Genomic DNA, 14,519 nt, shown 5'->3' on the forward strand with positions numbered 1-14,519 from the left:
TAAAAAATCACAAAAGACTGCATAATGACAAAGTCAAAATGCAGTCTTCAACCACCTAATAAATAAACCGATTATTCATACTGAATAACAGTCCAACCTTTAATTAACCTTACCTAAGAAAATAACCTAACACCTAATTGATTAATTTATTTTTTATGTTTGAATAGCCACGGTGCTAATTCTTTTTCCTGAAAAGCATTTATCCAACTACCATGGTTAACACCTTTGTATTCGGTGTATTCGACATCGGAACCAAGTTCTTTCAAACGGGAATAAATTTCTCTGGAATTTTGGACAGGAACCACCGAGTCTTCGTCTCCATGAAAAATCCACACAGCAGTATTCTTTGCATAAAGAGACAGTTTATTTACATCTCCGCCTCCGCAAATAGGAAATGCCGCAGCAAAAGTTTGGGGCATACGCCACAAAAGCTCAAATGTCCCCATACCTCCCATAGAAAGGCCTCCTACATACACTCTACTTATATCCACCCTACCCGAAGATAACCAGTCCTGAATAAGTGACATAAGTGTAGACATAGACTGTGTTGGCTGGTCGGTGAGGCCAAAAGTCAACGTCATCTTATTATCAATCTGATGTCTTACGACATTTGCCCAATAATTATTTGCCGGACACTGCGGAACTATAACAATGGCAGGATAATCGGAAAGGAAGTTATCTATAAGAAACTGCTTCCCGTGCGTAAGTTGAGCCTCATTATTATCTCCCCTCTCCCCTGCTCCATGCAGCATGACAAGCAAAGGATACTCACGAGAAGAGTCATAATTATCCGGAAACATTACCTGGTATGGTAAAGTAAATCCATTTACCATAAATGAGGCGTTCTTAAATTGCCCGAAACTAAAAATTGCGCAAAGTAAAAAACAGCAGATTAATAATGTTCTTTTCATAATTTATTATTTTTAGAGGGCTTCAGCTCTTGTCCAAGTAGAAGTCCCATTCTCATTTATTGCTTCTATCGCAAAATAATATGGCTTTGTTCTATCCATACCCGGATAATAGTATTCATTTACATCATAAACCATTACACAATTGTATAACTTATCCGGTTCTTGCCCTATATAGATATTATAAGCATATGCGTTTTCAACAGGTTTCCATTTCAACCAAGCATTACGCCTGTCTGTTTCATCAGAACGTAAAGCCATAAACACTTCTACCGCATCAGGTTTTTGCCCTGCCCCCAAACCAAAGACCCTAAATCCCGAAATAGCGAACTTGCCTGTAGGCATATGTATATTTTCCATTTTCAAATAACGTGCCTTCACCGGCTTTTGAAGCTCTACATAATCGTGAGGTACATCTTTCTTATTTTTACTCTTATCAATCAATACATTCCATTTTTTACCATCCAACGAATAGTAAATAATATATTGATGATAAATCCCGTGTTGTTTTCCCAAAAACTCAACATCCTGGTCGGCATAGTTAATCTGAACAGCCTTTACAGTAGATAGTTCTCCCAGATCAGTCATCAACCATTCGCCTTTATCTGCTGTTTTGGCACTCCAATACGTTTTTACATCCTCATTTACCAAATTATTTGCATAATGAGTACCTAGTGTAGAAGACACTTGTACTGGTTTATTATAATTTAGAAGCATCCAGCCTGTAAACTGATTTTTCAGATGATCCGCTTTCCCCGTTGGCAAATAATGAGGATAATCACCGAACGCAGTATTACAATACATCACATCGTCCTTATCAAAACCCGCAGGCCAGATACCGATACGACGTTCAAAATTATTCTTGACATTGATAACCATTGTCGAGGTATGCCAATAATTCTTCCAATTATCCTGAAATGTTGCACCATGTCCTGCCCCTCGAATAAACCCTCCGGCTTTCATGCTGAAAGGCAAGGATACATGTTGAAAATGGTTATCTTCTCCAAGTGGATGATTACTTATTGCTACACCGTCTCCATAATGGCTAAATTCTGTTCCCGGGCCACCCCACTGAAGATAATATTTTCCATTGTGTTTGGTCATCCAAGCTCCTTCCATAAATGGCTTAAGAAATGTATTATCCATGTGCTCACCAAAGCGGTGCCATCCGATTTTCTGGTCGTCTAGTAATAAAAGTTCTTTACGTGTTCCTATAGGTTGAAAAGTCGTTCTGTTTAATTCTATACCATATAGCGGGTATACATTACTGCTTCCGTTATACATATACAGGCGTTCGTCGTCATCGATAAAGAAAGCGGGATCCCACCCTCCTATATCGAAATGCTCTACCGCCTTACTCCACTCATTCCCTTTAGGGTTGGTACTAACCCAAATAGGGAAAATACGCGAATAAGTAGACCCGAATACACACAATGAATCTCCTTGTACCCAAGCAGCCGGAGCACAAAGGTCGTCCCATTTGTTGGGTGTGGCATCAATAGCTTCTTGTGTTAAGAAATGACGAGAAACAAAATGCCAGTCAGACATATCGCTACTCCACCAATAACCGTTTTGATTGGTCGAAAAAAGATAAAAATCTCCTTTATAATTTACAATTACAGGATCAGCTGTAGAGCGATGTTTACCCCATGTAGTAAAGTTTGGTATAGGTCCGTAACCATAATCGAGGTTTACAGGATTACAATATGTTTTTTGCTGTGCAGATAGCTGAATAACTGTGACAAATAACGATATGAGTAATATTAGTTTTTTCATGTTATGATTTATAACGTAAAGCTAAGAGAAAACTATAAAATTTCCCCTTAGCTTCAAGTATTTATTTTAATGAAGGCGATTCAAAGCCTAGCTTTTTCAACCCTCTTTGTACATCAGGATGACTCATAAATAGTTTCCATAATAATTGAGAACGATAATTCTCGATCATCACTGCAATTGGCCCTTGATCTATGGCCAAATAACGCTGTGGATACCAATTATCGGTTTCACTATAAGCATCATAGAATCCATATGGCCCCATTATTTTATCACCCTTACTATAGAGGTATCTTATCACTTTCATTGATTCCTCAGGTGTATAAACGATAGAGGATAATGCCGCTGTAGGTGAAATTACACCATGATCTCCTTCTTCCTTAGGTTCGTGAGCTGCATATCCTTTGACTGAGTAACTTGCTGATAATCCCCAACTATCTTCACCATACCCTTTATAACCTTTCGGATTACGAATACAGTAAGCTCTGTTGATAAGCGTATAGTTCTTCATTTCCTCAAAATAATCTGCATATCTGTCTTTCAGTCCATTCGGATTAAGTCCGAGGAAAGAGTAATGTGCCCAAAACAAAGGACCTGCGCCACTTATGCTTTGATAACGCATATTCAGCTTATAGCCTTCCATCTCGTGCGGCGCAATCATAGCGCCTCCTTCGGCCCACCCCTGATGATATACTTCTGCAGGCACACCATGCGAAGGAGAACAAGCAGCTAGAATATATGTTATAAGACATTCATTATATCCGCGAATGGCAAAATTCATTTCCCATGAATGTTCAGGGCTCCAATGCCAGTATAATACATTCTTTCCGTTACGATGCCAATTCCAATCTACAGCTTTCCATAATTTATCTATGCGCTGAGCTAAAGCTTTTTCCCCATCCGACCCATCTACATAGTATTGGTGTAAAGCCAACAATCCTTGCATAAGAAATGAAGTTTCAACCAGGTCTCCTCCATTATCTTTATCGCTAAAGCCTCTTACTTTTCCGGTTTCACCATACCACCAGTGCGGATAAACGCCATGAAAAGAATCTGCATTTTCCAGAAAGTTTATAATACGGGTCATACGATCCAATCCTTGCTCGCGAGTGATATACCCTCGTTCGATCCCTGAAATCAGAGCCATTATGCCAAATCCACTACCACCTGAGGTGACAACGTTCTTATCATTTTGAGGATATTCTCCATCTACATGGAAACGTTCGCGAGCCATACCACTGGTTGGTTCTGCCCCATCCCAGAAATACAAGAACGTTTTGCGTTGCACACTATCGAGAAGTGCATCATCTGATATCTCAACCAGATCAGTTTCTCCTGTTTGTTTACTACTGGTAGCTTTGTCTTTACATCCTGCAATACCAATCAGTAAAGCAAATAATATAATAGAAGTCTGTATTTTTTTCATATATACTTATTTTTATAAAAAAGAGATTGTACATTTTTTCTCAAATAAGACAACCTCTTTTTTAGAAAGTATTTATTTTTAATTTAGCGTGAATCGGGCTGATTTTACATCTCGACTATTTCCTCCAATCATAACCTCGAATTCCCCTGGTTCAAATACATATTGAAGATCATAATTATAAAACTTCAACATTTCAGAATTAATTTTAAAGTCTATAATCTTAGACTCCCCGGCTTTAATAAATACCTTATCAAAACCTTTCAGTTCTTTAACCGGACGGGTTACACTGCCTACTAAGTCGCGGATATAAAGTTGAACAACTTCAGATCCATCCACAGTACCGTTATTAGTTACAGTCACACTAGCCGTCAACTCGCCATTGGCATCAATAGTGGTTGAGGTAAGCTTTACATCACTGTAGTCAAATGTTGTGTAACTTAATCCATAACCAAATGGATAAAGCGGTTCGTTAGATACATCCAAATAATTACTCCGGAACTTTTCGAACCACTTACCTTCGCCCAACGGACGGCCTGTATTCTTATGATTATAGAAAAGTGGAACTTGTCCTATATTCTGAGGAAAAGTAGTTGTTAGTTTTCCACTTGGATTTACATCTCCGAACAACACATCTCCAATAGCTTCAGCAGCTTCGCTACCACCAAACCATACATTAAGAATAGCAGGAACATTTTCGTCCTCCCATGTCAAAGTCATAGGACGCCCTGTAAATAGAACTAAAACAACAGGTTTGCCTGTTTTTAATAGTTCTTTTAACAGACGTTGTTGCACATCAGGAATCCCTATTCCGGTACGACTACTAGATTCGCCTGAGAATTCTGAAGATTCGCCTAAAGCCGCCACAATAACGTCAGCATTCTTTGCTATCTCTAAAGCTTCATTTCTCAGGTCCTCTTCTGTACGGTCATCGCGACCTAAAGACCGGCCAAACATAGTGGCTCTTTCTTCTAAAGCCTGATCAGCAGTTAGATTGCTTCCTTTCGCATATACTATACTTGCGCTATTACCTGCTACAGATTTTAATCCATCCAATAAAGATTTAGGTTTATCTAAATTCACCGCAACGCTCCAAGTTCCGGGCATATTAGATCCTGAGTTTGCCAAAGGACCGACAAGGGCAATAGTACCTTCTTTCTTTAAAGGTAATGTTTTATTTGCATTTTTCAACAACACAAAACTTTCTGATGCTATTTTGCGGGCTACAGCACGATGTTCGTTTGTATATATTTCTTTTTTAGCTCTATTGACATCACAATATTTGTACGGATCAGCAAATAAGCCTAATTTATATTTAGCTTCAAGAATACGACGACATGCTGCATTTATCTCTGCTTCTGTAACTTTTCCTTCATCATATGATTTCTTTAGAGTTGTAAGGAAACCTTCACTCACCATATCCATATCTATTCCGGCTTTCAGGGCACGAGCAGAAACAGTCTGTAAGTTTCCGATACCGTGATCGATCATCTCACTGATACCTGTATAATCGGTCACAACAAAACCGCTGAACCCCCATTGCTTACGTAAAACATCAGTCATCAACCATTTATTAGCAGTAGCAGGAATTCCATCCACTTCGTTGAATGAAGCCATTGCACTACCAACGCCTGCTTCTACCGCAGCTTGATAAGGATACATATACTCATTAAACATGCGTTGACGGCTCATATCTACTGTATTGTAATCACGACCGGCTTCACCTGCTCCATAAAGTGCATAGTGTTTTACACAAGCCATAATCTGATTGTTAGAAGAGTAAGCTTTATCACCTATACCTTGATAACCGCGAACCATCGCCTTAGCGATTTGTCCGCCCAGATACGGATCTTCACCATTACCTTCCGAAACACGTCCCCAACGAGGATCTCTTGATATATCTACCATTGGGCTGAACGTCCAGCAAATACCATCGGCACTGGCTTCTACTGCTGCAACTCTTGCTGATTGCTCAATTGCAGCCATATCCCAAGAACAAGATAGCCCTAATGGGATTGGGAATACTGTTTCATAACCATGGATTACATCCATTCCGAAAATCAAAGGTATTTTAAGACGGCTTTCTTCTACAGCTACACGTTGTACATCTTTAATCTTCTCAACGCCTTTTATGTTGAATAACCCTCCGACTTGTCCTTTTTTTATTTTATCGGCGATATTACTACTTTTTGCTTGTCCGGTTGTAATATCTCCGGAACTGGGCAAATTAAGTTGACCAATCTTTTCTTCAATGGTCATCTTTTTCATTAAATCGTTTATGAACTTGTCCATTTTAGGGTCTTCCGACACCGAACTTTTTACTTGAGCACTTAAGCTTAAGATACCTAAGCTCAGTGCTACAATCAATAACCTTTTCATCCTTTTACCTAATTTAATAATTAGCAAGGGCTACCTGGATAGCCCTTACTATGAAAATATAGTGATACCAAACAATTATGAATTATAATCTGGATTTTGTATCAAAACGCCATTCGATTTATCTATTTCTACCTGAGGAATAGGAAGATAACGATGTTTATCCTGATAATTTGTTTTACCTGCAGCATGTAATACATCTTTCGCTATACCCCAACGTACTAAATCATAGAAACGGTCAAATTCCAGACCTAATTCAACCCTTCTTTCGTGCTGAATTGCTTTTCTCAATTCTATCTGATCTGTTGTTATTACCTTTGGTAAAATAGAACTATTAGTACCTCTCGCATGAGCTCTTACTTGCTCTAGATAATTAAGAGCATCTGTTGTATTTCCGAGTTCATTCTCAGCTTCTGCAGCCATCAGAAGAACATCTGTATAACGTATAAGACGAATATTCACCCAAAAACCGCCATTAGTATATTGCTTTCTCTTCGAAGGATTAGTATATGCCTTCTTATTAAAATAAGCACCATCTGCTGATGATTCTGGAGACTCTCCATATGGAGTATTTGTATTCTCTGGAGTTTTTTCTTCTCCCGGCTTTCTGAAATATAGAAGAGTTGCATCTTTACGTGGGTCTCCAGACTCAAAAGCAAGTCCCATTTCTTTAGTCCCCATATGCCAACCCCATCCTAAATTCCATTCACCAGAACCACGCACGCCTTGGACTTCACAGAATTGACTACCAATTGCGAGATCAGCTGGTTTTCCAGCTGTAGATGTACATTGTAATTCAAAAATAGACTCTCCACAATTCTCACCCTCATCGGTGAATACCTTATCATAAGGTGTATTCAGATTATATACTTTGGAATTAATAACCTCTTTAGCTGCGGAAGCCATATTAGCCCAATCGTTTCGCATCATATATGTCCTTGCATGCAAAGATCTTGCCGCTCCCCAAGTAAGGCGTCCAATGTATTTAGACTCCCAGCTTATCGGTAAATATTTTTCAGCAATAGTCAGATCTTCATCAATCAGCTGATAAATTTCCAAGGCCGATGATTTTGGAATATTAGCCTGCGCTGCGTCATCGACTCTAAAATCAATTTTTGGAACATCACCAAATGCTCTTACCAAATTAAAGAAGCAATAAGCTCTAAAAAATTTAGCCTCCGCTAAGTTGATAAGATCTAGTTCTCCCGGATTCGTTTTTTCTTCGATACTAGTTATTACTGTATTACAATTATAAATGATAGTATAATTGTGAGTCCAGTATGCACTTACTACACCATTATTATTTGTGTAATTAAAATCATCAAAGAAAACAGCCTGATCAGCTCCATCTGAAGCCTGGCTTCCTTTTTCTGAATCTTCAGAACGAAAGCAATGTATAGCAAATGCAGGGATACCAGCTGTAATATTATAGCTCCTCATTTGCGCATATATGCTAAACACTTTTCCCTCTTCCATTCCACCTTCGGGAGAATCATTTTCAGTGAGGCTTCCTTGTGGACTTCTGTCCAAGAAATCATTACAGCTTGTAAAAGTCAAAACAGATGCTGCAATTACCACTCCACATATATATTTATTAATTATTCGTTTCATAATTTATATATCGTTTTTAATTAAAATGTAAGATTCAGACCGAATGTATATACTGCAGGCATGGGATATGTACCTTTATCGATACCAAATGCCGTTGCAGAACCTCCAATTTCCGGAGTATAACCCGTATTATGTTTCCAAGTCTTTAGATTCTGAATATTTACATAAACTTTCAATGCTCTCGCTCTGATTTTTTGTAAGATGCTTGTATCAAAAGTATATCCTAACTGTACATTCCTTATTCTAAAGAAGCTTCCGTCTTCAATGTAATATTCAGAATTTTCATTATTTACAGTATGTTTTGTGTTTAATAATGGTTCTGAGTTAGAAGTGCCTTCTCCATGCCATCTGTCTACACGAGCAGCCAAATAGTTAAATTTAGACCAGTTGTAATTGTCCCAAGTCCTATATATTTCATTTCCTTGTACCCCCATCATATCAACTGATAAATCAAAGTTTTTGTAACCTAGATTAACCGAGAAACCATATGTAAAATCAGGTGTTGGATTACCAATCATAGTTCTGTCAGCAGTTGTAATAACTCCATCTCCATTAACATCTACAAATTTAAGGTCTCCTGGTGTAACTTTATATTCTTTGTTTTCAGGAGAGTTAGCAATATCGTCCAACGATTGATAAACTCCTTCGACCTTATAACCATAGAAATATCCAATCGGATACCCTGCTATAGTATGAGATACACTCTTATCTCCATCAATAATAGTATAACCTGACTGAACTAATGAAAGAACTTTATTTTTTATAGTAGTCAAGTTACCACTCACTCCATAAGTAAAGTCACCTAATTTATCGGTCCAAGAAAGAGATAGTTCAACCCCTTTATTCTCCATCTGCCCGAGGTTTCCTAAACCAGGAGTAGTACCGGCAATACCAGGAACTGTAGCTAATAGGTCTTTTGTATTTTTCTTATAATAAACTCCTTCGAAACGTAGTCTATTTTTTAGAGTATATGCTTCCAAGCCAGCTTCCCATGCTTCTACCTTTTCCCATCTCAAATTTGGATTTGGTAAATATTTAAGAGAGTATCCCGGTATAATATTGTCACCAAACACAGCAGAAGATGTATTTATTAAGATAGGTTCTGCCGGGTAGGCCATACTCATATTTTGATTTCCTAAAGTACCCCAAGATCCTTTTATTTTTAAATAATCTAAAAAAGATTTAGTATTTTCCATGAATTTCTCTTCGGAAACTACCCATCCACCTCCTACCGAGTAAAAGTTTTGCCACTGATTACCTGTATAATAGAATGCAGAAGAACCATCTCGTCGGAAGGAACCGTTAAACAAATACTTATTCTTATAATTGTACAGAACCCTTAATAATCCCGAAAGTGTAGTACGTTCCCATTGCTCACTACCGTTTGTAGAGGCATCTGCATCACCTATGCTTACATACCATTTGTCTGGATTATTTGCAATCGGCAATCCCATTCCTTGTCCTCGAGAAGCAGTAAGACTGGACAAACTGTTATAATAAGTTGTAAAACCTCCTGTTGCCGTAACGTTATGACCTCCAAAGCTATTAGTATATGTTAATAGATAATCACTTTGAACCTTTGTCTCATTCAATTTAGTCTGAGATATAGCTGTTTTCTTTGTTCCTAATGTAAGAATAGGTTCTCCTGTTGTAATACCTTGATCATATACATTCATAATAGGAGTGTAATTTCGGCTATCATCAGATCTGTAATCAAGCGAAAACATTGCTCTGAAATTAAAGTTTTTAAGAAAATTAACTTCTCCAAAGACATTACCACCACCTCTATAGTTAATTGCTCTTGTAGTTTTTTTCTTCAATTCTACATCAACCATCGGGTTATTAATTTGCGCTTTTTGAAAATCAGGAAGCGTTGTATACAACTGATATTCTTCATTATAAATAGGAGCCACAGGTGTCGCACGTATTGCACCCAGTACATCTTTTGCGTCCGGTGGCAAAATCCGAGCTCCGTTAAATTGGAATCCAATCTTAATATCTTTTGTTAAGTTGTAATCGCTGCTTAGATTAACTGTAATTTTACTAAATTCCTCATGTTTAATATTACCTTGCTCTGAAGAATAACCTACTCCCATATAGAATCGGCTTTTCTCACCGGCACCCGTAACACTAATATTGTTATTAGTAATAAAACCATTCTGTAATATTTCATCTTGCCAATCTGTATCTGCATTCCAATTAGAAAAATCGAAAGGGGAAGAACCTTCATTCGTTAATTGTTCGTTATACAATTCTTTGAATTGGGCAGCATTAGTTAATTTAATTTTATCAACTACAGCTTTAAAACCAAAAGAAGTATTAATATTAACAAGAGTCTGTCCCTCTTTGGCTTTCTTAGTTGTTACTATAATAACACCATTAGCCCCACGTACCCCAAATATAGCCAAAGATGAAGGGTCTTTTAAAATTTCCATAGACTCAATGTCTGATGGATTCAAGAAGTTAATATTATCATTAAACAATCCATCAACAACATATAATGGAGTAAATCCATTTATTGAATTTGTTCCCCTTATCCGAATCTCTGGATCTTGACCAGCTCTACCAGTATTGATAACCTGCACACCTGAGATCTTACCTTGTAGAGAAGCTAATGGGTTAGCAGAAGGCTTGTTTGCTATCTCATCCGCTTTTATACTTACAATAGAACCTGTTAGATCCCGCTTCTTTGCACTACCATAACCAATAACAACTGTTTCACTAAGTAGCTGGGCATCGTCTTCCAATGTCACATTAATCGAAGTTTGAGTACCAACTGTAATAAGTTGAGTTTTCATACCTATATAGGAAAACTCCAAAACATCACTCGATTTGGCTGATAGCGAATAAGCCCCATCAATATCGGTGACTGTACCGACTGTAGTTCCCTGTATCTTTACACTTACGCCTATCAGCGGTTCGTTGACGGCATCAGTAACTTTACCTGAGATCGTCTTGTTTTGAGCATAAATACTTACAGTACTTGCTAGAAGAAAGCACGTAAGGAATAAGAATCCCTTCATAAGAAAAGAACCTGTTCCCATTGTAAAAAATGTTCTTTTAGGTTTAATTTTCATAGTTTTACTTTTTATTTAAACACATCTCTCAAATAAAATCTACTATGACGACGGATAGAAATCGAAATGGCAATTATTGGAATCGTTAAGGTATATTTATTGTTATTCTTTATTTATAAAAATAAACTTAAGCTTACCATTGTATTTTAATCGGATCGTGATACTAGATTTTTCTTTCAAATGTAGAGAATGTGACAAAAGTGTTTTAAAAAGTTAATACACCCTAAATACACGCCCTTGTTTTTTAACAGTACCACTACCTCATTATCACCTCTCAAATAAAATTAAAACATTGTATATAAACAAAATAATATATACTCAATCTATACTCAAAAAGAACTCATTTAAATTCTGGGAAGGCTGAATATTTAACTTTTTGCGTAAACGATAGCGACTATTTTCAATTGCTCTTACTGATAAATTCATTAATGATGCTATTTCTTTTGTCTCCAAATTTAGTTTAAGGCAGGCACATAGTCGAAGATCGTTATTAGTTAACTGAGGATATAAAGCTTTCATTTTTTTGAAAAATCCTGTATGCTTTTCCTCAAACTTTATCAAGAACATTTTCCAATCATCTTCAGAGTTCATATTATTATTGAGCAAAGCATTTATTTTTTGATACAATGGCAGTAAAGAATTAATTTTATTTTTAGCATAAAATTCATCAACAATATCTTTAACCTTAAGTATTAACTCATTCTTCTGGATTATAAAAGATGTTTGCGTAAATAATTCCGCATTTTTCTGATCTACTTCTTGCTGAAGTTCTCCGGCTAAAGTTCTTAATCGCTTTGTTTCTCTCAATCTTATTTTCTGTAGATGAAGATTTCTATATCGCCTCAATATCAGCATCCATACAGCATACAATATCACAATAATCAACACTATATACAATATATATGCCCAAACAGTGAAATACCAAGGAGGAGATATTACAAACTTATATGAAACAGAAGGCGAGTAGTTACCTAAGTGATCTACTGTGCGTACCATAAATGTATATTCTCCGGAAGGCAAACGTGCATAAGACACACTATTAATCCTTTGGGGTATTGACCAATCCAGATCTACATTTTCTATCATATACTGAAATGACAGATTAGAGGCAAAGGCATTATTCGAAGAAAAACTAAACTGTAAAGTATTATAGTCGTAAGAAATCTGAGGCGTCTCTAATAAATTTTCATAATCTGTATTTCCTGCCATATTTGAAGTTTGCAACGACTCCAAATATGGAGTAGGTAGCTCTTTATATAAATTTATTGCTCTTTTATCAGTACCATTATTATATAAAAGGAATCCATTATCGAGACAAATAAGGCTAGTTGAATTATTTAATATGCTTACATTCTCATAAGCATTAACCATAGATAAATTCATACCCAAATTATAGTTCTCGAGAATAGATGCGTCGTAACCATCGAATGAGAATTTATAAATAGAAGTTGTTGTTAAAGCCCAAAAGACATCTTCTCCAATAGGTATTATTTGTTTGATATTCTTTATATTTTCGAAACACCTGTTGAGTAAAGTACTTGGTACTATTTTATTCCCAATATCATCATATGTATAGAATTGGTCGTTACCAAGAAGCATAATACGCCCTCCGACCTTGAATATTCTAAGTTTATAAGGTAAGCTATCTTTATTGTTTCCTCCATAATAAGAGAAAGTTCGAAACCCTGATAAATCCTCTTCCAATTTGCAACGATATACACCTCTATTAAAATGCTCAAGCCAAAGATTTCCCAAATGATCAAACTGAGCATTTATTATAGGTTCCGATATTTGCCCAGGAGTTAATATCTCTTTTGTTCTTGGATCTAATATCTGTATTGATTGATAAGTAGATAATATAAAATAATCTTTGTCTTTTATTTTTGATTCGAACAAATTATATACACCTATACCAACCTTCCCGACATCAACAACCGTCAGATTCTTACGAATTTCTTTCAAGCCTCTATTATGTGAACAATATAAAACATCGTCAACAACTTTCAGATTCCATGTTTGTCCCTGAGTACCATCAATCAATTTCATATTAGCTAAAGCATTTGGCTTGTTAAGACCGTCTTTATCAATATAAAATACGCCTTGATTAGTTCCTACAAATAATCTATCACCCCATAAAGCAGCACAATATACCGCACCCGTACTTCCTCCGGGATCTGTATAGCAACTCATATTTTCTATATACTGAATATATGCCAGCCCTCGGTCCAAAGCAGCCCAGATATTACCAAGATTATCCTCTGACAGGGAAAGTATTGTATTATTTTGAAGATTATTTCTTGAAGAAATATGATCTATTATTTTCCCCTCAATATCTACTTCATATATTCCATCCAGAATGGTACCTAAATAATATGTTCCTTTTGTACTTAATAAACCGCAATTCAACTCCTTCGAATTCATTATGGCAGAAAGACTCGGATTCCATTCTGTAAATTGAACTCCATCATATAAATAAATGCCCTTCGTTGTTGTTCCTATCAGATATTTATCTCTAAGGTAGGGCAATATAACCCTGACATCCGTATCATTGAAAATATCACTGCCTTCTATTTTTGACAATTTCTGATCTTTTAGACGAAATAAAGCTCCTCTCATTTGTTGCACAATAAATTCATCTCTCACCTTCGTTAGGAAGAGAAAACCCTTCTCTGACGGTATCCTTTTCACTGTCTTATAGTCATACATATATATAGAAGAAAATGACTGGAAATAAACACAATTTTCGGCAATCCATATTTTCCAGAAATCGTCATTTTTGAAAAGAGCTTTATCTAAACTATCACTCAGTGATGTATAGACGAGTTTACCGGAAATAGCTCTATCCCATCTCCCGAATTCTTCATAGCTTCCTGTGAATATCGTCTTGTGAGAAAGAACAGCCAGAGATCTAAGGACTAATGAATTAGGAAGACGATTCAGATTCCATTCTACTCCGTCAAAGTCTAACAAGCCAACATCATTTCCAAAATACATCGTTCCACGTTCGTCCTGACCTATCGACCAGTTTTTATTATCGGCATGATATTTCTCTCGGTATATATTAATAATATGTGGTTTATTGGGATAAATGTCTTTTGCAACAAATATAACTACGATAAAAAATATTTGTCTCAGATACTTTCTCATAAAAAAGTTATTTTACTTGTGTAATTATATATAAAACTTTCAAAAATAGTACATTTATTAAAGAACTATGTCAAACTAAAATATGTTAACATCTAGAAACAACAATAGTTTTTACTTATCCTTACATAAAAGTAAAAGATGGATAGAGTTTCAATCTACATTAAAATCCCAAAATATATCATAATTTTGTATTAAATATTAGAC

The 14,519-nt window shown here is 36.3% G+C and carries 7 protein-coding genes; all 7 read right to left on the bottom strand.

What is annotated here, in order from left to right:
- Nucleotides 1-146 precede the first annotated feature (146 nt).
- On the bottom strand, nt 147-911 hold the full coding sequence (locus JGH11_RS05160; protein WP_201110502.1) for a prolyl oligopeptidase family serine peptidase: 765 nt from the start codon (nt 909-911) through the stop codon (nt 147-149).
- Nucleotides 912-923: 12 nt separating this feature from the next.
- Complete coding sequence (locus JGH11_RS05165) at nt 924-2,684, bottom strand: family 43 glycosylhydrolase (protein ID WP_201110503.1); 1,761 nt, start codon at nt 2,682-2,684, stop codon at nt 924-926.
- Between the two features lie 61 nt (nt 2,685-2,745).
- Entirely contained in the window at nt 2,746-4,107 is a 1,362-nt protein-coding gene (locus tag JGH11_RS05170; protein WP_201110504.1) for a glucoamylase family protein, read from the bottom strand.
- A gap of 78 nt (nt 4,108-4,185) precedes the next feature.
- Entirely contained in the window at nt 4,186-6,483 is a 2,298-nt protein-coding gene (bglX, locus tag JGH11_RS05175; RefSeq protein ID WP_201110505.1) for a beta-glucosidase BglX, read from the bottom strand.
- A 75-nt stretch (nt 6,484-6,558) separates the two neighbouring features.
- The gene (locus tag JGH11_RS05180) at nt 6,559-8,091 is read right to left on the bottom strand and encodes a RagB/SusD family nutrient uptake outer membrane protein (RefSeq protein WP_201110506.1); all 1,533 of its coding nucleotides are present in this window, start codon (nt 8,089-8,091) and stop codon (nt 6,559-6,561) included.
- Nucleotides 8,092-8,111: 20 nt separating this feature from the next.
- Nucleotides 8,112-11,135, bottom strand: a complete 3,024-nt coding sequence (locus JGH11_RS05185; protein ID WP_236263867.1) for a TonB-dependent receptor — start codon at nt 11,133-11,135, stop codon at nt 8,112-8,114.
- Nucleotides 11,136-11,486: 351 nt separating this feature from the next.
- Nucleotides 11,487-14,315, bottom strand: coding sequence for a triple tyrosine motif-containing protein (locus JGH11_RS05190; RefSeq protein ID WP_201110508.1), 2,829 nt, complete (start codon nt 14,313-14,315; stop codon nt 11,487-11,489).
- Nucleotides 14,316-14,519 lie beyond the last annotated feature (204 nt).

The sequence above is a fragment of the Dysgonomonas sp. Marseille-P4677 genome, from assembly GCF_016652235.1.
In the GTDB taxonomy this organism is placed as follows: Bacteria; Bacteroidota; Bacteroidia; order Bacteroidales; family Dysgonomonadaceae; genus Dysgonomonas.

Bases quoted from the DNA above. Each gene is read 5' to 3' on its own strand.
- JGH11_RS05160 (WP_201110502.1), bottom strand. From the start codon at position 911: ATGAAAAGAACATTATTAATCTGCTGTTTTTTACTTTGCGCAATTTTT.
- JGH11_RS05190 (WP_201110508.1), bottom strand. From the start codon at position 14,315: ATGAGAAAGTATCTGAGACAAATATTTTTTATCGTAGTTATATTTGTT.
- JGH11_RS05165 (WP_201110503.1), bottom strand. From the start codon at position 2,684: ATGAAAAAACTAATATTACTCATATCGTTATTTGTCACAGTTATTCAG.
- JGH11_RS05170 (WP_201110504.1), bottom strand. From the start codon at position 4,107: ATGAAAAAAATACAGACTTCTATTATATTATTTGCTTTACTGATTGGT.
- JGH11_RS05185 (WP_236263867.1), bottom strand. From the start codon at position 11,135: ATGGGAACAGGTTCTTTTCTTATGAAGGGATTCTTATTCCTTACGTGC.
- bglX (WP_201110505.1), bottom strand. From the start codon at position 6,483: ATGAAAAGGTTATTGATTGTAGCACTGAGCTTAGGTATCTTAAGCTTA.
- JGH11_RS05180 (WP_201110506.1), bottom strand. From the start codon at position 8,091: ATGAAACGAATAATTAATAAATATATATGTGGAGTGGTAATTGCAGCA.